The sequence below is a fragment of the Pseudomonas sp. HD57-3 genome, assembly GCF_056113135.1.
In genome coordinates, this window is sequence record NZ_CM148568.1 from 2,269,845 (window position 1) to 2,290,488 (window position 20,644).

Genomic DNA, 20,644 nt, shown 5'->3' on the forward strand with positions numbered 1-20,644 from the left:
CGGTTTGCACAGTGTAAACCCCTTATTTTTCAGCATTTTTTATAGAGGCACGGGATTACATGGAAATCGGTCTGCGCGAGTGGCTGATCGTCATCGGCATCATTGTGATAGCCGGTATTCTTTTCGATGGCTGGCGCCGTATGCGCGGCGGCAAGGGAAAACTGAAATTCCGTCTTGACCGAAGTCTGTCCAACCTGCCGGACGAGGACACCAGCGCTGAGCTGTTGGGCCCGGCCCGCGTGCTGGACAACCATAAAGAGCCGCAGCTGGACGAACACGATCTGCCATCGGTGAGCATGCCGGCCCGCGAAGCCCGCGAGCCTCGCGAATCCGCTTCCAAGCGCGGCAAGCGTGGCAGCAACGGTCCGGCCCAGGGCGACCTGAACCTCGATCTGGATCTGGACGGCGGCCCGAGCTTCAGCAGCCGCGACGATGATTTCGTCGAGCCTGCCGCCAAGTCGTCGCCGGCAGTGGCCGACAAGGATCAGCCGCAAGCCGAAGAAGTACTGGTGATCAGCGTGATCTGCCGCGATCCGGCTGGCTTCAAGGGCCCGGCACTGCTGCAGAACATTCTGGAAAGCGGTCTGCGTTTCGGCGAGATGGATATCTTCCACCGTCACGAAAGCATGGCTGGCAACGGCGAAGTACTGTTCTCCATGGCCAACGCGGTCAAACCGGGCATCTTCGATCTGGACGACATCGACCATTTCAGCACCCCGGCGGTGAGCTTCTTCCTCGGCCTGCCAGGCCCGCGTCATCCGAAGCAGGCCTTCGATGTGATGGTGGCGGCAGCTCGCAAGCTGTCCCAGGAACTGAACGGCGAATTGAAAGATGACCAGCGCAGCGTCCTGACCGCGCAGACCATCGAGCACTACCGTCAGCGCATCGTCGAATTTGAACGTCGCGCCCTGACCCAGAAGCGTTGATTGAAAAGGTTGCCTCGCTATAAAGGGGCAATCGGCAAAATAGATTGAGCAGCCTCGGCTGCTCTTTTGCTTTATGAGAGAACACCCATGACTGCCGCCAAAGACCGCATTCTAGAGCTGCGCGCTGAACTCGATCAGCACAACTACCGTTACCACGTTCTCGATGAGCCGAGCATTCCGGATGCCGAGTACGACCGGTTGTTCCACGAGCTCAAGGCGCTGGAAGCGGCCAACCCGGAACTGATCACCAGCGACTCGCCGACCCAGCGCGTCGGCAGCGTGGCGCTGACCGCGTTCACTCAGGTGCGTCACGAAGTGCCGATGCTCAGCCTCGGCAACGCCTTCGAAGAAACCGACATGCGCGAGTTCGACCGCCGGGTGACCGAAGGTCTGGACCTGCCGGCCGGTGATCTGTTCGGCGGTGGGGCGGCGGTGGAATACAGCTGCGAGCCGAAACTCGATGGTCTGGCGGTCAGTCTGTTGTATCAGGACGGCGTGCTGGTGCGCGGCGCCACGCGCGGCGACGGCACCACTGGCGAAGACATCAGCGTCAACGTGCGCACGGTGCGCAACATCCCGCTGAAGCTGCATGGCGAAGGCTGGCCGGCGACGCTGGAAGTGCGCGGCGAAGTGTTCATGTCCAAGGCCGGTTTCGAACGTCTCAACGCCTCGCAACTGGAAGTCGGCGGCAAGACCTTCGCCAACCCGCGTAACGCTGCCGCCGGCAGCCTGCGTCAGCTGGATTCGAAGATCACCGCCAACCGTCCGCTGGAGTTCTGCTGCTACGGCATCGGCCAGGTCTCTCACGATATTTCCGACACCCACATCGGCAACCTCAAGCAACTGCAAGCCTGGGGCATGCCGATCAGCCACGAATTGAAACTGGCCAAGGGCATCGGCGAATGCCTGGATTACTACCGCGATATCGGCGAGCGCCGTAACTCGCTGGCCTATGAAATCGACGGTGTGGTGTTCAAGGTCAACAGCATCGCCGACCAGCGCGAACTGGGCTTCCGCGCCCGCGAACCGCGCTGGGCCATCGCCCACAAATTCCCGGCCATGGAAGAACTCACCGAACTGCTCGACGTGGAATTCCAGGTCGGCCGCACCGGCGCCGTCACGCCTGTGGCACGGCTGAAACCGGTCAAGGTCGCCGGCGTCACCGTGGCCAACGCCACGCTGCACAACATGGATGAAGTCGCACGACTGGGTCTGATGATCGGCGACACGGTGATCATTCGCCGCGCCGGTGATGTGATTCCGCAAGTGGTGCAAGTGGTCATGGAGCGTCGCCCGGAAGACGCGCGGCCGGTGCAGATTCCGGAGAGCTGCCCGGTCTGCGGCTCCCACGTCGAACGCACGCAACTGGTCAAACGCAGCAAGGGCAAGGAAACCATCAGCGAGGGCGCGGTGTATCGCTGCGTCGGCCGACTGGCCTGCGGTGCGCAGCTCAAGCAGGCGATCATTCACTTCGTCTCCCGTCGCGCGATGGACATCGAAGGCCTCGGTGACAAGAGCGTCGAGCAACTGGTGGACGAAGGTCTGGTCAGCTCGCCGGCTGATCTTTACGCGCTGAAGTTCGAGGACATCGTCGATCTCGAAGGCTTTGCCGAGGTTTCGAGCAACAAGTTGCTGGCCGCCATCGAGGACAGCAAGAAGCCGGGTCTGGCGCGCTTCATCTATGCGCTGGGCATTCCGGATGTCGGCGAGGAGACAGCCAAGGTTCTGGCACGTTCGCTCGGGTCGCTGGAGCGTGTTCAGCAAGCCTTGCCGCAGGTGCTGACGTACTTGCCGGACATCGGCCTGGAAGTGGCGCACGAGATTCACAGCTTCTTCGAAGATGCGCACAACCAGCAGGTGATCACCGAGCTGCTGGGTCACGGTTTGCAGATTCAGGATCAGGGCGAGCTGGGCGCCGAGTTTGCTGCGAGCACCACGCTGGGCGGTTTCCTCGACAAACTGCACATTCCTTCGGTCGGACCGGGCGGGGCGCAGAAGCTGGCGGACAAGTTCGAATCGCTGGAAGGGGTGATGAACGCGGACTGGCTGGACATGCGCCAGGCGTTGCCGGAGAAACAGGCCAATTCGGTTCGCGAGTTTTTCGCCTTGCCCGAGCATCGTCAACTGGCTGAAGACGCCGAGAAGCAACTGCGCGATTTCGGCATGCACTGGCAGAGCGAAAAGAAAGTCGTCGAAGGCCTGCCGCTGGCTGGCGAAACCTGGGTGCTGACCGGCAAGGTCGAGCTGATGAGCCGCGATGTCGCCAAGGAGCACCTGGAAAGCCTCGGCGCCAAGGTCGCCGGCTCCGTGTCGGCCAAGACCCATTGCGTAGTCGCCGGGCCGGGCGCCGGGTCGAAACTGACCAAGGCCAACGAACTGGGCGTGAAAGTGATGGATGAAGAGGCGTTTATCGCGTTCCTGAAAGGACACGGTATCAGCGCCTGACTGATCGACAGGTGATCGTTCCCACGCTCCGCGTGGGAATGCCGCCCCGGACGCTCCGCGTCCGCTGTGACGCAGAGCGTCACGGTATGCATTCCCACGCAGAGCGTGGGAACGATCTGCGTGCAGGAATGATCTAGTCTTGGCAAGCCCAAGGGAGAGATCGCCATGTACCGCTTTTTCGAGCAGCTCAGTTCCCGCATCGTCGCGCCGTTCATGGGCGAATCCTCGCGCAACAGCAAAATCTGGCCGTGCCGTTGCGGCCAGTCGCTGTTCTTTCGCAACAGTCAGTGCCTGGCCTGCACCGCGGCGCTGGGTTATCAACCGGAACACAGTCGCCTGACCTCGCTGCAACCGGGGCCGCAAGAGGGCACCTGGACGCTGGACGTCGACCCCGAGGCCGGGCTGTTCCGGCGCTGCGCCAATCTCGACACCCCGGCGGCCTGCAACTGGCTGCTGCCCGCCAACGATCACGACACCCTGTGCGCGGCCTGCGCTCTGAATCGCACCATTCCCGATCTGTCCGTCCCGGAAAACCCCGAACGCTGGCGCAAGGTGGAAATCGCCAAGCGGCGGCTGGTGGCGCAACTGATCAGCCTCGGCCTGCCGGTCGTCCCGAAAACCGTCGACGAAGCCACCGGCCTGGCCTTCGATTTCATCGGCGTCGATCTGCAAGGCAACGCGCCGATGACCGGCCACGCCAACGGCCTGATCACTCTCGACATCGAAGAAGCCGATGACGCCCACCGTGAACAGGTCCGGGCGCAGATGCATGAACCCTATCGCACGCTGCTAGGGCATTTTCGCCATGAGGTCGGGCACTACTACTGGGACCGCCTGATCGACAACGGCCCGTGGCTCGGTTCATTCCGCAACCTGTTCGGCGATGAACGCGCCAGTTATGCCGAGGCGCTGGAGCGACATTATCAACAGGGCGCGCCGGCGGACTGGTCGCAGCACTACGTCAGCGCCTACGCCACCATGCACCCGTGGGAAGACTGGGCGGAAACCTGGGCGCATTACCTGCACATGATGGACGCGGTGGATACGGCGCTGGGTTTCGGCATGAGTGCCCGGGAGATGGACCTGGATTACCAGCCGTTTCCGTCGAGCACGCTGTACGACCCCGAGCATCCCGGCGGCGCGGCGTTTCTGTCGTTCGTCAACGCGTGGATCGAACTGGCCGGCATGCTCAACGAGCTGTCGCGCAGCATGGGCCAGCCGGATTTCTATCCGTTCGTGCTACCGCCGGCGGCGATCGCCAAGCTGCACTTCATTCATCTGGTGATCCAGCAAGAGGGCGGCCGCGCGGACGAGGTGCTTCAGGCGCAATAGCAAGTGCTTGAAGCCCTTCATATTTTTAATCTGCAACCAGCGGTTGTAACTTCGTCTCAGATAGGTACAATGGCGCGGCTCGCCGACAGGCGAGTGTCGTTATGGTGACCCTATCGGTCCCCCCGCAACGATTACCCGTGAACCTGGTCAGAGCCGGAAGGCAGCAGCCACAGCGGGAACATTGTGTGCCGGGGTGTGGCTGGTAGGGTTACCACCTTAACGAACATCGAACGAATCAACACTGAACTGCATGGGTTTCGCCCACTGCGGTTTTTTTATGCCTGCGATTTGTCGGTTCGTACCCAAACCTCCTGCTCTCGAGTGCGTCGACACGGGGTAATCATTTGCTCTTCAATCGCGCATACTCGCAGCCACCGAAATAAATGAAGAGTCTGGCCGGGATCGACCTTAGGGTCTGCGCCCTGGCCGCGAGGTTTTATGCTCCCGGAACATTCCGATCTATCCAGCCCTGTGTTCTTGCCCGTCACGGATGAAACCTGCGCGAACCTGTTGCAGGCGGGTGGGGCCAAAGTGCTCGAAAGCCTGACCGATCCGGAGTTGGCGGCTGTGCTGGTCATCCAGAATCTGGTGCAGACGAAAGAGCAGGATCTCGGCGCCGTGGCGGCAGAGAAAATTCTGGCCAAGCTATTGGCGTGGGCTGTCGATACTCGTCAGGCAACGACCGCGGGCCTGCTGTCGGAAGCGCAGCGATTGTTCGACCCGCGCAAACTGTATTTCGGCCTGAAGGTCCTGAACCCTCTGAACCTGCGTTTTCTGCTGGCTGAAGAAATATCGGCACGCGACTACTTGTTGCCCGACGGCCAGTGGGATTTCGAATACAAAGTCCGGCGCCATCGCAGCCATGACCCGTTCAGCCAGCCGATAGTGACGCCCCGTTACCGCGAGCGCTGGTTGAGCCCGGCGCAGGACAAACTGGTCAGGACCTTCCGCGCCAACCTGGACGAAGACCTGCATGTTCAAGGCTATGCGGGGATCGGTAAAAGCCATCTGCTGGTCGCGTTGCTGGAGCATCTGCGCCCGGAAAAGACCCTGTTGCTGGCGCGCACCCCGGCCAAGCTGGAAGTCCTTCGCCAGCGCATGGTGGGGCCGAGCGAGAAGAAGGCTGGCAAGACCTTCCTGGCGTTTGCGCAGTCGCTGATGCTCGGGCGCAGGCCTCAGGCGGAGGGAGGGCGAATCCCGACCCGGCAGGCGCTGGCGCAGGAACTGAATATCTTCGGTTTTCGCCACCACGACGGGCAGGCGACCCTTGAACTCTGCCTCAAAGTGATCGAACGATACTGCCGCTTCCGCGATCACACGTTTTCGGCGAAGCATCTGCCGCATTTCAACCAGCCGCTCTCCAGCGTCGACGCTCAGGTGTTGCTGGAGTATTCGAGCCGGGTGTGGGGCTACCTCGAACTCAACCCGGCGTGGGGCAGCCAGACCGGGTTCGAAGCGCTGCTGATGATCAAGCGGGCCTGCATCGCCGGTTGCGTGGTGCCGGCGCGCTACACGCACGTGCTGATCGACGAGAGCCAGGACATTCCCGGCTCGCTGTTGCAGATCATCGAGCGCGGTCGTCAGGTGCTCATCACCCTCGGCGACGAGTACCAGCAGGCCAGCGGCGTGCCGGTCAAACGGCACCGTGAGGTTCGCCAGAGCGATATCAGCTATTCCGTGCGCTCGGGCCGCAACGTCGAACGGCTGGTCAATCCGCTGATCGCCCGGCATTCGCAGAAGGGCAAGATTCCGTTTGAAGGCGCCAGTGATGCTGACGTCGTCATCAAGGAATACCCGGAAGGTTTCGTACCGTCCGAGGGTTGCGTGGTGCTGACGGCATCGCCGTGGGACAGCATGATCTGGGCCATCCACCTGCACGATTCCAACTGCAAGTTCAGATTCCCGGACAAGCGAACTCAGGATGAGCTCAAGCATTTCATGGCTACCGCCATCGAACTGTTCAAACCTGACTTCTACCGTTCTGAATTCAGCGAAAACGGCGTGCATCCGTATTTCAGCGACCTGCCTGACTGGCAAGCTGTGTGCGACGCCAATCAGTTCGACGAGTCGTTTCTGCGGGTCAAGGACAAGCTGGAAAACGGCTTCATGATTGCCGACCTGACACGCCTGAACCGAATGATCGACAACGCCGGCAACGGCTGCCTGCTGATGCTCGCGGAAGAGGCGGGGGGCATGGAGTTCGACAAAGTCCTGCTGACGCCGGGGTTGCTGACCAACGAGAAATTCAAGGATGCCTACGCGTTTGATCAGCGGATCTGCGCCGTGTACATCGCCATCTCCCGCGCCAGGCTGAAGCTATACGTGCCGTACGATGTGGTGGCGTGGGTCGAGTATCACGAGTATCAGCAGTTTCGCGATACGGCCGGGCATTGAGGGTCTGGCTTACGGCTCGCCGCCCGACCCACCGGTATACAACCGGATAATGTCATCAATCTCCCCCGACATTTTCATTCGCAGCAACGTCCTCAATATCCGCTGCACCGGCACATTCGGATCGTTGCGCACATAGCAGCCGACCTTCTGCTCCTGCAACACGGCCACCGCTTGCAGTTGCTGCGCCGGCAGCAAGCGCTGGTTGAACCAGTCCAGGGTCCATTGGTTGCTGACGGCGTAGCGGTAGCGGCCGGCCAAGAGTTTGTCGAGCACCTGTTCCTGATTGCGCGCGTCTTCGCGCCAGAGTCGGTCGGCGTCGAATATCGGTTGCAGCGTAGGGTAGCTGTAGCCGAGCACGGTGCCGATCGACTGGCGGGGCAGGTGGGCCGGATCGGCGTTGGGCGGTTGGTCCTGACGGCTGATCAGCAGGTCGCGCTGGAAGAACAGCGGAATGCTCCAGATGTAATCGCCGGACAGGTTCGGCAGCCACGATTGTGCGGCATAGCAGCGCACGTCGACTTCGCCGTGTTCCATGGCGTTCTGCACCCGGGCGCGGGGCAGGACGTGAAATTGCGCCGGCACGCCAACCTGGGTCGCCAGGCTGAGCATCATGTCGTAGAGGATGCCCTGGGTCGGGCGGCCGCGTTCGATCTGCACCATCGGCATCGCCCAGCTGTCGGCAACCACGAAGCGCAGCGGCGGTTGCGACGCCATCGCGCTCAGGCTCAATCCCAGTAATGCCCCCACGGCCCACCGCATAAACGCTCCGGTAATTCCCGATCCCGAGCCGACAAAAGCCCTCGCTCATGCAGCTTAGCCAGAATAGACGAGCACACCGGATGCAATTTTGGCCTTGCTCCGCTAGCATTAGCCGCTTCTGCTTCCTTTGCCGCGACGGTTTTCGATGAGTTATCAGGTTCTTGCACGTAAATGGCGTCCGCGCTCGTTCCGCGAAATGGTCGGCCAGACCCATGTGCTCAAGGCTCTGATCAATGCCTTGGACAGCCAGCGCCTGCACCACGCCTACCTCTTCACCGGTACGCGGGGCGTCGGCAAGACCACGATTGCGCGGATCATCGCCAAATGCCTGAACTGTGAAACAGGTATCACTTCAAGCCCGTGCGGCGAGTGTTCGGTGTGCCGCGAGATCGATGAAGGCCGTTTCGTCGACCTGATCGAGATCGACGCCGCGAGCCGGACCAAGGTCGAGGACACCCGCGAGCTGCTCGACAACGTGCAGTACGCCCCGAGCCGCGGGCGCTTCAAGGTCTACCTGATCGACGAAGTGCACATGCTCTCCAGCCATTCCTTCAATGCGCTGCTGAAAACCCTCGAAGAGCCGCCGCCCTACGTCAAGTTCATCCTGGCGACCACCGACCCGCAGAAACTTCCGGCAACGATTTTGTCGCGATGCCTGCAGTTCTCCCTGAAGAACATGACCCCTGAGCGAGTGGTCGAGCATTTGACCCACGTTCTGGGCGCCGAAAACGTCCCGTTCGAAGACGACGCGCTGTGGCTGCTCGGCCGCGCGGCCGACGGTTCGATGCGTGACGCCATGAGCCTGACCGACCAGGCCATTGCCTTCGGTGAAGGCAAGGTGTTGGCCGCCGATGTGCGGGCGATGCTCGGTACGCTGGATCACGGCCAGGTCTACGACGTGCTGCACGCGCTGATCGAAGGCGACGCCAAGGCGTTGCTCGAAGCCGTGCGTCATCTGGCTGAACAGGGCCCGGACTGGAACGGCGTGCTCTCGGAAATTCTCAACGTGCTGCACCGCGTCGCCATCGCCCAGGCCTTGCCGGAAGGTGTCGACAACGGCCACGGCGACCGTGACCGGGTGTTGGCACTGGCCCAGGCCTTGCCGGCCGAAGACGTGCAGTTCTATTACCAGATGGGCCTGATCGGTCGCCGCGACTTGCCGCTGGCGCCGGACCCGCGAGGCGGTTTCGAAATGGTGCTGCTGCGGATGCTGGCCTTCCGGCCGGCAGACACGGCGGACGCCCCGAGGCAACCGCTAAAGCCAGTGGGGATCAGCCAGGCCACAGTTGATTCCGCAAACTCAGTGGCTGCCGCGCCTAAACCTGCGCCGGTAGTTGCTGCGGCTGTTGCGCCCGCGCCGGCGCCGGTGGTTGCGCCTGCGCCGGCTCCCGAGCCTGCACCGGTTGCCCCGGTGATTGCGCCTGAACCCGTTCCTGAGCCAGAGCCCGAACCGGTCGCTGTCGAAGAAGTCGTCGACCTGCCGTGGAACGACCCGGTAGAACCGGCGCCTGTGCAGCAGCCAGCCGTCGAGCCGGTGCTGGAAACCACCGCCGAACAGCCGGACCTGCCGCCAATGCCGCTGCCGACCCCGGACAGCGTCGTGCCGGACGCCCCGGAGTGGGCCGCCGCGCCGATTCCCGAGCCGTCAGTAGCCGACGTCGATGCCGCCACGCCAGGCATGGACATGGACGACGAGCCGCCGCTCGACGAGGACTACATCGAGCCGGACATGGATTCGGCCTACAGTTACCTTGACGATCTGGCCAGCGAGCACGCCGCAGAACCGGCCCCGGAGCCCGAGCCGGAACCTGCCGCCGCACCGGCCACCGGTCTGGCCCTGCAATGGCTGGAGCTGTTCCCGCAACTGCCGATCTCCGGCATGACCGGCAGCATCGCCGCCAACTGCACGCTGATCGCGGTCGATGGCGACAACTGGCTGATGCACCTGGACCCGGCCCACAGCGCCTTGTTCAACGCCACCCAGCAGCGTCGTCTGAACGATGCGCTGAACCAGTTCCACGGGCGCACGCTGACCCTGACTATCGAGTTGATCAAGCCGGAGCAGGAAACCCCGGCGCAGGCCGCGTCCCGGCGCCGTGCCAACCGTCAGCGCGAGGCGGAGGAATCGATCCACGGCGATCCGTTCATCCAGCAGATGGTGCAGCAGTTCGGTGCGGTCGTGCGACACGATACTATTGAACCTGTCGACGCCCTGGTCAGTCAGGGCTAATAACTGAGGGCGTCCGGCCTGTCTGGCCGGGCGCTGTTTTGATCCAAGTACTTTTGAGGTGATTCCCATGATGAAAGGTGGCATGGCCGGCCTGATGAAGCAGGCGCAGCAGATGCAGGAAAAAATGGCCAAGATGCAGGAAGAACTGGCCAACGCCGAAGTCACCGGCAAAGCCGGTGGCGATCTGGTCACCGTGGTGATGACCGGTCGTCATGACGTGAAAAAAGTCAGCATCGACCCGAGCGTACTGCCGGGCCTGGACGAAGACGACCGCGAAGTGGTCGAGGATCTGGTGGCTGCAGCCGTCAACGCCGCCGTGCGTCAGATCGAAGCCAACAGCCAGGCCAAGATGGGCAGCATGACCGCTGGCATGAACCTGCCGGCCGGTATGAAACTGCCGTTCTGATTCGCCTTTGCGGGTTGGATGAGCTACAAAAAATGCCAGGCATCGCGCCTGGCATTTTTGTTTCCGGCTGACGAAACATCGAACGCGCAATAGCTGCAACGGTCTGCTCCCTATACCGCCGAATTCATCATTCAAAGGAGACGCTGACATGTCCGACTCTCTGACCCTCAATCAACGCTTCGTGCTGGCCTCGCGGCCGGTAGGTGCGCCGACGCCCGAGAACTTCCGTCTGGAGCGCGAGGCGCTGCCGGACCTTGAAGATGGCCAGGTATTGCTCAAGACCCTGTACCTGTCGCTCGATCCCTACATGCGCGGGCGCATGAGTGACGCGCCGTCCTACGCAGCGCCGGTACAAATCGGCGAGGTGATGACCGGCGGCGCTGTCAGCCGGGTCGAACAGTCGCGTCATCCGAAATTCCACCCCGGCGATCTGGTCGTCGGTGCCACTGGCTGGCAAAGCCACAGCATCAGCGATGGCCGCAACATCATCCCGATCCCGTCCGGCCTGCCGAGCCCGTCGATGGCCCTCGGCGTGCTGGGCATGCCCGGCATGACCGCCTACATGGGGCTGATGGACATCGGTCAGCCGAAAGAAGCGGAGACTCTGGTGGTCGCCGCCGCTTCCGGCGCAGTGGGTTCGGTGGTCGGCCAGGTCGCCAAGATCAAAGGCCTGCGCGCCGTCGGCGTGGCTGGCGGTGCCGAGAAGTGCAAATACGTGGTCGAGGAACTGGGCTTCGACGCCTGTATCGATCACAAGGCACCGGACTTCGCCGAGCAACTGGCCAAGGCCTGTCCCAATGGCATCGACATCTATTATGAAAACGTCGGTGGCCATGTCTTCGATGCGGTTGTGCCGCTGCTCAATCCCAAGGCGCGGATCCCGCTGTGCGGCCTGATCGCCGGCTACAACGCCTCGGAAGCGCCGAAAGGCCCGGATCGCCTGCCTGCACTGCAACGCACCTTGCTGACCAAGCGCGTACGGATTCAGGGCTTCATCGTGTTTGACGACTACGGTGACCGTCAGCCGGAATTCATCAGCGCCATGGTGCCGTGGGTGCGCGACGGCAAGGTGAAATTCCGCGAGGACGTGGTCGAGGGCCTGGAGCAGGCGCCTGAGGCGTTTATCGGGCTGCTGGAGGGGCGCAACTTCGGCAAACTGGTGGTGAAGGTCGCCCAGGACTGAGGATTTGACGCTGGCCGGAGGCGCGGGTATAAACCGCGTCTCGTTGTTTTGTCGGACTTTTTCCCCATGAGCTTCAGCCCTTTGATTCGCCAACTGATCGACGCCCTGCGAACTTTGCCGGGCGTGGGTCAGAAAACTGCCCAGCGTATGGCGTTGCAGTTGCTCGAACGTGACCGCAGCGGCGGTACGCGCCTGGCTCAGGCCTTGAGCCAGGCCATGGAAGGGGTCGGACACTGCCGCCAGTGCCGCACGCTGACCGAAGACGATCTGTGCCCGCAATGCGCCGACACCCGCCGCGACGACACGCTGCTGTGCGTGGTGGAAGGGCCGATGGACGTCTACGCGGTCGAGCAGACCGGCTTCCGTGGTCGCTATTTCGTGCTCAAGGGGCATCTCTCGCCGCTGGACGGCCTGGGCCCGGAAGCCATCGGCATTCCACAACTGATGGCGCGGATCGAAGAGGCGGGCACCTTCACCGAAGTCATCCTCGCCACCAACCCGACCGTGGAAGGCGAAGCGACGGCGCACTACATCGCTCAGTTGCTGCAGAACAAAGGCCTGATCGCCTCGCGCATCGCCCACGGCGTACCGTTGGGTGGCGAACTGGAACTGGTGGACGGCGGCACGCTGGCTCACTCGTTTGCCGGGCGCAAGCCGATTTCCCTCTGAGCCACACAATCCTGTTGAAAACCAAGCAAGCGCTCGGTTAAGTTCGGCGAACCCTTCCATGGAGTTCGCCGATGCCCGCCTTCCAGGAATACTTCGACCCCAGCCACCAATTGGTCCGCGACAGCGTCAGACGTTTCGTCGAACGCGAGATCCTGCCGGACATCGATGCGTGGGAAGAAGCCGAAAACTTCCCCTGTGAGCTGTACCTCAAGGCCGGTGCGGCCGGCATCCTCGGCATCGGTTACCCCGAAGCGCTCGGCGGCAGTCACGAAGGTGATCTGTTCGCCAAGATCGCCGCCAGCGAAGAACTGATGCGTTGCGGCTCCGGCGGGCTGGTGGCCGGGCTCGGTTCGCTGGATATCGGTTTGCCGCCGATCGTCAAATGGGCCCGGCCTGAAGTCCGTGACCGCGTCGTGCCCCAAGTGCTCAGCGGCGAGAAAATCAGCGCCCTGGCCGTCACCGAACCGGGCGGCGGTTCCGACGTCGCCAACCTGCAGACCCGCGCCGTACGCGATGGCGATCATTACCGGGTCAGCGGCAGCAAAACCTTTATCACCAGTGGCGTACGCGCCGACTACTACACCGTAGCGGTGCGTACCGGTGCGCCCGGTTTTGGCGGTATCAGTCTGCTGCTGATCGAGAGGGGCACGCCGGGTTTCACCGTCGGCCGCCAGCTGAAGAAAATGGGCTGGTGGGCGTCGGACACGGCTGAGTTGTTCTTCGACGATTGCCGTGTGCCTGTGGGAAATCTGATCGGCGCTGAAAACATGGGTTTTGCCTGCATCATGGGCAACTTCCAGAGCGAACGTCTGGCATTGGCGCTGATGGCCAACATGACCGCGCAACTGGCGCTGGAAGAGAGCCTGAAGTGGGCGAAGGAGCGTGAAGCGTTCGGCAAACCCATCGGCAAGTTCCAGGTGATCAAGCATCGCCTCGCGGAAATGGCCACGGCGCTGGAAGTCTCGCGGGAGTTCACCTACCGGCAGGCGGCGAAAATGGCGGCGGGGCAGAGCGTGATCAAGGAGATTTCCATGGCCAAGAACTTTGCCACGGACACTTCGGACCGCATCACCAACGAGGCGGTGCAGATTCTTGGCGGGTTGGGTTATATGCGCGAAAGCCTGGTGGAGCGGCTGTATCGGGATAACCGCATCCTGTCGATTGGCGGCGGTACGCGGGAAGTGATGAACGAGATCATCAGCAAGCAGATGGGACTCTGACTGATCGTCTCCACACGGAGGACTGATCGTTCCCACGCTCTGCGTGGGAATGCCTCAACGGACGCTCCGCGTTCGGCTTTGGAAGGGACGCGGAGCGTCCCGGGCTGCATTCCCACGCAGAGCGTGGGAACGATCAGGCGCGGGGTTTTATTTATCAGTCAACGCAAACTGCGTCAGGCAGAACGTCGGAATCCCCATGTCCTCAAGACGCTGCGAACCACCCAGCTCCGGCAGATCGATGATCGCTGCCGCTTCATGAACGCGGGCGCCCATGCGGCGGATCAGGTTGGCCGCTGCGATCAGCGTGCCGCCGGTGGCGATCAGGTCATCGAACATCACCACCGAATCGCCTTCACACAGGCTGTCGGCGTGCACTTCGAGGAACGCTTCGCCGTACTCGGTCGCGTAACCTTCAGCCAGCACGTCCGCCGGCAGTTTGCCTTGCTTGCGGAACAGCACCAGCGGCTTGTTCAGTTGATAGGCCAGCACCGAACCAATCAGAAAGCCACGCGCATCCATCGCACCGATGTGGGTGAAGTCGGCTTCCACATAGCGGTGGGCGAAGCTGTCCATCACCAGGCGCAGGGCCTTGGGCGACTGGAACAGCGGGGTGATGTCGCGAAAGATCACGCCCGGTTTCGGGAAGTCGATCACGGGGCGGATCAGGGATTTGATGTCGAAGGAGTCGAAGACCATCGTCGAGGTGTCCTGGCAGGGCTGCAAACGGCGCAGTATACCCGCGGCTGAAACGATACGCTCGGCCGCGGGTCGAGATCAGACTTCGAGCGAGCCGCCGGCCAGGGCGCAGAGCTGGATCGGGTCGAGGATATGGATTTCCTTGCCTTCGGCGGCGATCAATTCGTTCTGCTGGAAGCGGGTGAAGACCCGGGACACGGTTTCAACCGCCAGCCCCAGATAGTTGCCGATTTCATTGCGCGACATGCTCAGGCGGAACTGGTTGGCCGAGAACCCGCGAGCGCGGAAACGCGCCGACAGGTTGACCAGGAAGGTGGCGATGCGCTCGTCGGCGGTTTTCTTCGACAGCAGCAACATCATTTGCTGGTCGTCGCGGATTTCGCGGCTCATCACGCGCATCAACTGACGGCGCAGCTGCGGCAATTGCAGGGCCAGTTCGTCGAGGCGTTCGAACGGAATCTCGCAGACCGAAGTGGTTTCCAGCGCCTGCGCGGAAACCGGATGTTTCTCGGTGTCCATGCCGGACAGCCCGACCAGTTCGCTCGGCAGGTGGAAGCCGGTCAGTTGTTCTTCGCCGGTGTCGCTCAGGCTGAAGGTCTTGAGGGCGCCGGAGCGTACTGCATAAACGGAATCGAAGGTGTCGCCCTGGCGGAACAGGAACTCACCCTTTTTCAACGGGCGGCCACGTTTAACGATTTCGTCCAGCGCATCCATGTCTTCCAGATTCAGTGAAAGTGGCAGGCAGAGAGGGGCCAGGCTGCAATCCTTGCAATTAGCCTGGTTGTGAGCGCGCAGTTTAACTGGCTCGGACATTTCTTAAATCCTTGTGGGAAAACACACATAAGGCGTAAGGGTAACCCAGCGGAGGACATTCAGGCCAGTCTGTGGCGAGATTGCCCCCACGGCATAAAGCCGCAGGGATGACGGCCGATAAACAGGTATCTGACGGCATGCAAGGAACCGCTTCGATGACTGCTATTGGTACGCTGACCCCCGGTAACAGTGGCGTTGCGTCGTTGCTGGAAAGTGCTGAAACCTCCGTTGACGATGAGTCCGGCACAGACGCGGCATCGTTGGGAAGCCCGACCTTGGTCGAGGGCGTCAAAGTGTCGCTGTCCGGTGCCGCCATTGCTAAATCCGCCGGTTCCGGCGGGAAAAACCGCGATATCGAAGAAAGCGGGCTGCCGGAAAACGTCCAGCAATTGCTGAAGATGATTCGCAAGCTTCGCCAGCAGATCGCCGAGAAGAACGCCCAGATCAACGCGCTGATGGCCAACAAGACCCTTTCCAACGAAGAGCGATTCGCCAAGATCGCTGCCCTCAAAGGCGCCATCTCCGCCCTCAACAACGGTCTGATCACCGCCAACCTGTCTCTGGCCAAGGTCATCGACCAATCGGGCCTGACCGCTGACCAGAATTTGAACACCAACTCGCTGCTGATGAAGAGCTAAATCACCCGCGAAAAACGCTGGCGGTTCTGCTGTTCCAGATACGCGTCGAACACCATGCACACCGAACGCACCAGCAGGCGCCCGGCCGGTAGCACGGTGATCCGCTCGCGATCCAGTTCGATCAGCCCGTCCTGCGCCATGCCCTGCAATTGCGGCCAGAGCGCGCCGAAGTAACCCTGAAAATCGATGTTGAAGCCGCGCTCGATCTCGGCGAACTCCAGGCTGAAATTGCAGATCAGTTGCTGGATCACCGCGCGGCGCAAGCGGTCGTCGGCGTTGCACACCAGGCCACGGCTGGTGGCCAGTTGCGCGCCAGCGAGGGTGTTCTGGTAGTGATTGAGATCGCTGCTGTTCTGGCAGTACAGGTCGCCGATCTGGCTGATGGCCGACACGCCTAGGCCGATCAGGTCACAGTGACCGTGGGTGGTATAGCCCTGGAAATTGCGTTGCAGGGTCGATTCTTCCTGGGCAATCGCCAGTTCATCGTCGGGCAGGGCGAAATGGTCCATGCCGATGTAGCGATAGCCGGCGGCGGTCAGTTGTTCGATGGTCCGCTGGAGCATTTCCAGCTTCTGCGCCGGGCTCGGCAGTTCGTTGCCGTTGATCCGCCGCTGCGGCATGAAGCGTTCCGGCAGGTGCGCGTAGTTGAACACCGACAGCCGGTCCGGTTGCAGGCTGATAACTTCCTCGACGGTGCGGGCGAAGTTGTCCGGAGTCTGCTTGGGCAGGCCGTAGATCAGGTCGATGTTGATCGAGCGAAATTGCAGGGTGCGTGCCGCGTCGATCACCGCACGGGTTTCTTCCAGGCTTTGCAGGCGATTGACCGCCCGTTGTACCGCCGGATCGAGATCCTGCAGGCCGATGCTGACTCGGTTGAAGCCCAATTCGCGCAGCAGGCCCATGGTCGACCAGTCGGCTTCGCGCGGGTCGATCTCGATGCCGTAATCGCCGGAGTCATCGTCCAGCAGATTGAAATGCTTGCGCAGGTGCGCCATCAACTGGCGCAGTTCATCGTGGCTAAGAAAGGTCGGCGTGCCGCCGCCGAAGTGCAGTTGCTCGACTTTCTGCGCCGGGTCGAGGTGGCAGGCGATCAGCTGGATTTCCTGCTCGAGCCGTTGCAGATACGGCAACGCGCGGCCGCGATCCTTGGTGATGACCTTGTTGCAGGCGCAGTAGTAGCAGATGTTCGCGCAGAACGGCACGTGCACGTACAGCGACAACGGGCGCAGAGCCTTGCGGCTGTCGCGCAGGGCGTGAAACAGGTCGAAGGTGCCGACCTGACTGTGAAATTGCACGGCCGTCGGGTACGAGGTGTAGCGCGGCCCCGCCAGGTCGTAGCGGCGGATCAAATCGGTGTCCCAACGAATGGCGTCGAGCATGCGGGCATTCCCCCGGATAGGCTGGCAGTGTGCCGAGTCTAGGGGAGGGCACAAAAAGGCATCTTGATTTGCATCAACGGGATCAGTGGCCCATCAGCCAGTGCTGGTGCGGACCCGGCAGGGTCCAGATGCCGAACAGGATCACCAGCAGACCGCCGGCCATGCGCACGCTGCGTTTGCGCAACAGTGCCGTGACCCGTTCGGCCGCGAGGCCGGTTGCCAGCAACACCGGCCAGGTACCGAGCCCGAAGGCGAGCATCAGCAACGCGCTGTCCAGTGCATTGCCCTGACTGGCCGACCACAACAGCGTGCTGTAAACCAGTCCGCACGGCAGCCAGCCCCACAGTGCGCCGAGCAGTAAAGCGCGAGGCATGCTCGACACCGGCAGCAGGCGATTGGCGACTGGCTGGATGTAACGCCACAGTCCGCGACCCAGGCTTTCGATGCGGGTCAGGCCGCTCCACCAGCCTGCCAGATACAGGCCCATGGCGATCAGCAGCAACCCCGCGAGTACGCGCATGAACAGCGCAACAGGACTGTTGGCAACAGCCCATCCCGCCAGCCCGATCAGCAATCCCGCCGTGGCATAACTGAGAATCCGCCCGAGGTTATAGGCCAGCAGCAATCGAAAACGTCGGCTGCGTTGTTCCTTGGGAATCGCCAGAGTCAGCGCGCCCATCAAGCCGCCGCACATGCCCAGGCAATGCCCGCCACCGAGCAGGCCGAGAATCAACGCAGACACCAGCAGTGGCGCCAGTTCAAGCATGGGGTGGCGCCTTGTCGTCCGGTTTGGCCGGGTTGGCTTCGTCCACTGCGGCGGTGTGGTTCGGGTCCTGGTCGTCGAACAGGATGCTGTGGGCCGGGCCGTCGAGGTCGTCGTACTGGCCGCTGTCCACCGCCCAGAAGAAGATGTAGACGGCGATGGCCACGATCAGCAGCGCGGCCGGAATCATCACGTAGAGAGCTGGCATCTGTACTCCATGCCCGCGCGACTCAGGCCGGCAGCGGGCGGGTTTCTGACGTGGGGTTGACGGCCGGCGCGCTCGGCAGGCGAGTCAGGCGCAGGGCGTTGAGCACCACGGTCAGGGAACTGATCGACATGCCGACGGCGGCCCACACCGGAGTGATCCAGCCGAGGGCGGCGAACGGCAACATGAGGCCATTGTACAGCGCGGCCCACAACAGGTTCTCGATGATCACCCGACGGGTGCGACGGGCCAGCGTGAAGGCTTGTACCAAGGCGTCGAGGCGGTTGGACAGCAGCACCGCGTCGGCACTGGTTTTAGCCAGATCGGTGGCCGAGCCCATGGCCACGCTGATGTCCGCAGCGGCCAGCACCGGCACGTCGTTGACCCCGTCGCCGAGCATCAACACCTTGCGGCCGTCCTTATGCAGTTGTTGCAGCACTTGCAGCTTGTCGTCCGGACGCAGACCGCCCCGGGCCTCGTCGATGCCCAGTTCGGCGGCGACGCTGGCGACCATCGGCGAACTGTCACCCGACAGCAACAACGTGCGCCAGCCGCGCGCCTTGCACGCGGCGAGCAGGGCCGGGGCGTCGTCGCGCAGACGGTCGTCGAGGGCGAACCAGGCCAGCGGCCCCTGATTGTCACCGAGCAGCAGCCATTGCCCCGGCTCCTTCGGCATCGATGGCACCGGTGCGCCGCTGAGATCACAGACAAAATCCGCCTGACCGATGCGCAAGCGCTGTTCGCCAACCAACCCTTCAAGCCCCAGCCCCGGCGTACTGTGGACATCTTCGGCAGCCAGCGGCGCGCGACCGAAGGCGCGGGCGATCGGGTGTTCGGAACGGTTTTCCAGGGCGGCGGCGAGGCTCAGGCACTGATCGCTGTCGAGGGCGCCGAGCGGTCGGATCGAGCGCAGCACCAATCGGCCTTCAGTGAGGGTGCCGGTCTTGTCGAAAATCACCGTGTCGATCTGGTTCAGGCCTTCCAGCACATGGCCACGGGTTAGCAGCAGACCGAGTTTGTGCAGGGTGCCGGTGGCGGCTGTCAGCGCGGTCGGCGTCGCCAGCGACAGCGCGCACGGGCAGGTTGCAACCAGCATCGCAAGGACGATCCAGAACGCTCGCGACGAATCCAGTTCCCACCACAGCAGACCGATTGCGGCCGCCGCGATCAGCGACAGCAACAAAAACCATTGCGCGGCGCGGTCGGCGATTTCCGCCAGTCGTGGTTTTTCCGCCTGGGCGCGATCCAGCAGGCGGACGATGGCCGACAATCGTGTGTCCTGACCCAGCGCCTGCACCTCGACGGTCAGCGCCCCTTCCACGTTCAGCGTGCCGGCGGTGACGGCATCACCCTTGGCGCGTGGCTGCGGCAGGTATTCGCCGGTCAGCACCGATTCGTCGATGCTCGACTGGCCATCGAGGATCTTGCCGTCCGCCGGCAGCACCGAGCCGGGCTGCACCAGCACCCGGTCACCGAGGCGCAGTTCGCTGAGCAGGATGCGTTCACTCTGGCCGGCGTCGTCGAGGCGCAGGCACGAAGCGGGCAACAGATTGACCAGTTGCGCGGTGGCAGCGGCGGTACGCTCCCGGGCGCGGCGTTCTAGGTAGCGTCCGGCAAGCAGGAACAACGCGAACATGCCCACCGCGTCGAAATACAGCTCGCCGACCCCGGTGATCGAGGTCCAGATCCCGGCGACGTAAGCCGCACCGATCGCCAGCGACACCGAAACGTCCATGGTCAGGTGACGGGTGCGCAGGTCGCGCATGGCCCCTTTGAAAAACGGTGCACAGCTGTAGAACACAATCGGCGTGGTGAGGAACAACGCGACCCAACGCAGAATCGTATGCAGCTCCGGGCTGAGGTCGATGTTGAATTCCGGCCAGGTCGCCATGGTCGCCATCATCGCCTGAAACCACAGCAGCCCGGCGACCCCGAGTTGACGCAGGGCGAGGCGGTTTTCGCTGGCCAGTTGTTCGCTGGCGCGGTCGGCCTGATACGGGTGTGCGGCGTAGCCGATGTGGCGCAGTTCGCCGAGGATCTGGCTCAGCGGCAACTGAGTGTCAGCCCAGCGCACATGCAGGCGATGGTTGGACAGGTTCAGTCGCACCTCGGCCACGGCGGGCAGGGTGCGCAGGTGTTTCTCGATCAACCAGCCGCACGCGGCGCAACTGATGCCTTCCATCAACAGCGTGGTTTCGGCCAGTTCACCTTCGTGGCGCACGAAAGGTTGCTGCACGTCGGCGCGGTCGTACAGCTCAAGCTCATCGACCAATTGCACTGGCAGCGCTTCGGGGTTGGCCGAGGCTTCGCTGCGATGCTGGTAATAGCTTTCCAGCCCTCCGGCGACGATGGCTTCGGCCACCGCCTGACAGCCGGGGCAGCAGAACTCGCGGGATTCCCCGAGCACGACGGCGGTGAAGCGACTGCCGGACGGGACGGGCAGGGCGCAGTGGTAGCAGGGGATTGGAATGGTCATGAGGCGTTCCGATGATCGTTCCCACGCTCCGCGTGGGAATGCCTCCCTGGACGCTCCGCGTCCGCTTCGGCTGGGACGCCGAGCGTCCCTGGCTGCGTGCCCACGCAGAG

Annotated in this window: 17 protein-coding genes and 1 other RNA gene; 11 read left to right on the top strand and 7 right to left on the bottom strand. The window is 62.7% G+C overall.

The window, feature by feature from the left end:
• The first annotated feature begins 59 nt into the window (after positions 1–59).
• The 5 genes from zipA (at position 60) to AC0R79_RS10310 (ending at position 7,097) form a co-directional block, all read left to right on the top strand.
• Positions 60–926 carry a cell division protein ZipA gene (gene zipA, locus AC0R79_RS10290; protein ID WP_474734302.1) on the top strand — a complete coding sequence of 289 codons (867 nt, stop codon included), beginning with the start codon at positions 60–62 and terminating at the stop codon, positions 924–926.
• 87 nt (positions 927–1,013) lie between these two features.
• A complete protein-coding gene (ligA, locus tag AC0R79_RS10295; RefSeq protein ID WP_474734304.1) occupies positions 1,014–3,371 on the top strand; it encodes an NAD-dependent DNA ligase LigA in 2,358 nt (785 codons plus the stop codon).
• A gap of 165 nt (positions 3,372–3,536) precedes the next feature.
• Positions 3,537–4,703: a zinc-binding metallopeptidase family protein gene (locus tag AC0R79_RS10300; protein ID WP_474734305.1), complete on the top strand. Its 1,167-nt coding sequence runs from the start codon at positions 3,537–3,539 to the stop codon at positions 4,701–4,703.
• 111 nt (positions 4,704–4,814) lie between these two features.
• Positions 4,815–4,911: signal recognition particle sRNA small type (gene ffs, locus AC0R79_RS10305), an RNA gene on the top strand.
• A gap of 230 nt (positions 4,912–5,141) precedes the next feature.
• On the top strand, positions 5,142–7,097 hold the full coding sequence (locus AC0R79_RS10310) for a hypothetical protein (protein ID WP_474734306.1): 1,956 nt from the start codon (positions 5,142–5,144) through the stop codon (positions 7,095–7,097).
• Between the two features lie 9 nt (positions 7,098–7,106).
• Here AC0R79_RS10310 and AC0R79_RS10315 read toward each other — a convergent pair whose 3' ends face one another.
• Positions 7,107–7,856: a substrate-binding periplasmic protein gene (locus tag AC0R79_RS10315; RefSeq protein WP_474734307.1), complete on the bottom strand. Its 750-nt coding sequence runs from the start codon at positions 7,854–7,856 to the stop codon at positions 7,107–7,109.
• 145 nt (positions 7,857–8,001) lie between these two features.
• Between AC0R79_RS10315 and dnaX the strand changes: the two genes are divergently transcribed.
• From dnaX to AC0R79_RS10340, 5 genes are all read left to right on the top strand, one after another.
• Positions 8,002–10,086, top strand: a complete 2,085-nt coding sequence (dnaX, locus tag AC0R79_RS10320) for a DNA polymerase III subunit gamma/tau (protein ID WP_127797422.1) — start codon at positions 8,002–8,004, stop codon at positions 10,084–10,086.
• A gap of 67 nt (positions 10,087–10,153) precedes the next feature.
• Positions 10,154–10,492 carry a YbaB/EbfC family nucleoid-associated protein gene (locus AC0R79_RS10325; RefSeq protein WP_007951650.1) on the top strand — a complete coding sequence of 113 codons (339 nt, stop codon included), beginning with the start codon at positions 10,154–10,156 and terminating at the stop codon, positions 10,490–10,492.
• A gap of 148 nt (positions 10,493–10,640) precedes the next feature.
• A complete protein-coding gene (locus AC0R79_RS10330) occupies positions 10,641–11,675 on the top strand; it encodes an NADP-dependent oxidoreductase (protein ID WP_474734309.1) in 1,035 nt (344 codons plus the stop codon).
• A 66-nt stretch (positions 11,676–11,741) separates the two neighbouring features.
• The gene (gene recR / locus AC0R79_RS10335) at positions 11,742–12,344 is read left to right on the top strand and encodes a recombination mediator RecR (protein ID WP_007951652.1); all 603 of its coding nucleotides are present in this window, start codon (positions 11,742–11,744) and stop codon (positions 12,342–12,344) included.
• A gap of 71 nt (positions 12,345–12,415) precedes the next feature.
• Positions 12,416–13,564, top strand: a complete 1,149-nt coding sequence (locus AC0R79_RS10340) for an acyl-CoA dehydrogenase family protein (RefSeq protein ID WP_375746314.1) — start codon at positions 12,416–12,418, stop codon at positions 13,562–13,564.
• Between the two features lie 147 nt (positions 13,565–13,711).
• On the opposite strand, the gene AC0R79_RS10345 is transcribed toward AC0R79_RS10340, so the two are convergent.
• Complete coding sequence (locus AC0R79_RS10345) at positions 13,712–14,260, bottom strand: adenine phosphoribosyltransferase (RefSeq protein ID WP_003223345.1); 549 nt, start codon at positions 14,258–14,260, stop codon at positions 13,712–13,714.
• A 78-nt stretch (positions 14,261–14,338) separates the two neighbouring features.
• Positions 14,339–15,073 carry a fumarate/nitrate reduction transcriptional regulator Fnr gene (gene fnr, locus AC0R79_RS10350; protein ID WP_007951654.1) on the bottom strand — a complete coding sequence of 245 codons (735 nt, stop codon included), beginning with the start codon at positions 15,071–15,073 and terminating at the stop codon, positions 14,339–14,341.
• A 155-nt stretch (positions 15,074–15,228) separates the two neighbouring features.
• On the opposite strand from fnr, the gene AC0R79_RS10355 reads away from it, so the two are divergent.
• Positions 15,229–15,711: a hypothetical protein gene (locus AC0R79_RS10355; RefSeq protein WP_375746316.1), complete on the top strand. Its 483-nt coding sequence runs from the start codon at positions 15,229–15,231 to the stop codon at positions 15,709–15,711.
• Here the strand turns inward: AC0R79_RS10355 and hemN are convergent.
• The 4 genes from hemN to AC0R79_RS10375 form a co-directional block, all read right to left on the bottom strand.
• Positions 15,708–17,090, bottom strand: coding sequence for an oxygen-independent coproporphyrinogen III oxidase (gene hemN / locus AC0R79_RS10360; RefSeq protein WP_375746318.1), 1,383 nt, complete (start codon positions 17,088–17,090; stop codon positions 15,708–15,710). The genes AC0R79_RS10355 and hemN overlap by 4 nt on opposite strands.
• 82 nt (positions 17,091–17,172) lie before the next feature.
• A complete protein-coding gene (locus AC0R79_RS10365; protein WP_474734311.1) occupies positions 17,173–17,856 on the bottom strand; it encodes a sulfite exporter TauE/SafE family protein in 684 nt (227 codons plus the stop codon).
• Positions 17,849–18,061 (bottom strand): cbb3-type cytochrome oxidase assembly protein CcoS, encoded by a 213-nt coding sequence (gene ccoS / locus AC0R79_RS10370; protein WP_007951659.1) that lies wholly within the window; start codon positions 18,059–18,061, stop codon positions 17,849–17,851. Before ccoS ends, AC0R79_RS10365 begins: the two co-directional genes overlap by 8 nt.
• Before the next feature lie 22 nt (positions 18,062–18,083).
• Positions 18,084–20,534, bottom strand: a complete 2,451-nt coding sequence (locus tag AC0R79_RS10375; protein WP_474734313.1) for a heavy metal translocating P-type ATPase — start codon at positions 20,532–20,534, stop codon at positions 18,084–18,086.
• Between the last annotated feature and the right edge of the window lie 110 nt (positions 20,535–20,644).

Excerpts from the sequence above, each read along its gene's own strand:
- AC0R79_RS10300 (WP_474734305.1), top strand. The coding sequence starts at position 3,537 with ATGTACCGCTTTTTCGAGCAGCTCAGTTCCCGCATCGTCGCGCCGTTC.
- ligA (WP_474734304.1), top strand. The coding sequence starts at position 1,014 with ATGACTGCCGCCAAAGACCGCATTCTAGAGCTGCGCGCTGAACTCGAT.
- recR (WP_007951652.1), top strand. The coding sequence starts at position 11,742 with ATGAGCTTCAGCCCTTTGATTCGCCAACTGATCGACGCCCTGCGAACT.
- fnr (WP_007951654.1), bottom strand. The coding sequence starts at position 15,073 with ATGTCCGAGCCAGTTAAACTGCGCGCTCACAACCAGGCTAATTGCAAG.
- AC0R79_RS10375 (WP_474734313.1), bottom strand. The coding sequence starts at position 20,534 with ATGACCATTCCAATCCCCTGCTACCACTGCGCCCTGCCCGTCCCGTCC.
- AC0R79_RS10355 (WP_375746316.1), top strand. The coding sequence starts at position 15,229 with ATGACTGCTATTGGTACGCTGACCCCCGGTAACAGTGGCGTTGCGTCG.
- AC0R79_RS10310 (WP_474734306.1), top strand. The coding sequence starts at position 5,142 with ATGCTCCCGGAACATTCCGATCTATCCAGCCCTGTGTTCTTGCCCGTC.
- AC0R79_RS10340 (WP_375746314.1), top strand. The coding sequence starts at position 12,416 with ATGCCCGCCTTCCAGGAATACTTCGACCCCAGCCACCAATTGGTCCGC.
- AC0R79_RS10325 (WP_007951650.1), top strand. The coding sequence starts at position 10,154 with ATGATGAAAGGTGGCATGGCCGGCCTGATGAAGCAGGCGCAGCAGATG.
- hemN (WP_375746318.1), bottom strand. The coding sequence starts at position 17,090 with ATGCTCGACGCCATTCGTTGGGACACCGATTTGATCCGCCGCTACGAC.
- ccoS (WP_007951659.1), bottom strand. The coding sequence starts at position 18,061 with ATGCCAGCTCTCTACGTGATGATTCCGGCCGCGCTGCTGATCGTGGCC.
- dnaX (WP_127797422.1), top strand. The coding sequence starts at position 8,002 with ATGAGTTATCAGGTTCTTGCACGTAAATGGCGTCCGCGCTCGTTCCGC.
- AC0R79_RS10315 (WP_474734307.1), bottom strand. The coding sequence starts at position 7,856 with ATGCGGTGGGCCGTGGGGGCATTACTGGGATTGAGCCTGAGCGCGATG.
- AC0R79_RS10345 (WP_003223345.1), bottom strand. The coding sequence starts at position 14,260 with ATGGTCTTCGACTCCTTCGACATCAAATCCCTGATCCGCCCCGTGATC.
- AC0R79_RS10330 (WP_474734309.1), top strand. The coding sequence starts at position 10,641 with ATGTCCGACTCTCTGACCCTCAATCAACGCTTCGTGCTGGCCTCGCGG.
- zipA (WP_474734302.1), top strand. The coding sequence starts at position 60 with ATGGAAATCGGTCTGCGCGAGTGGCTGATCGTCATCGGCATCATTGTG.
- AC0R79_RS10365 (WP_474734311.1), bottom strand. The coding sequence starts at position 17,856 with ATGCTTGAACTGGCGCCACTGCTGGTGTCTGCGTTGATTCTCGGCCTG.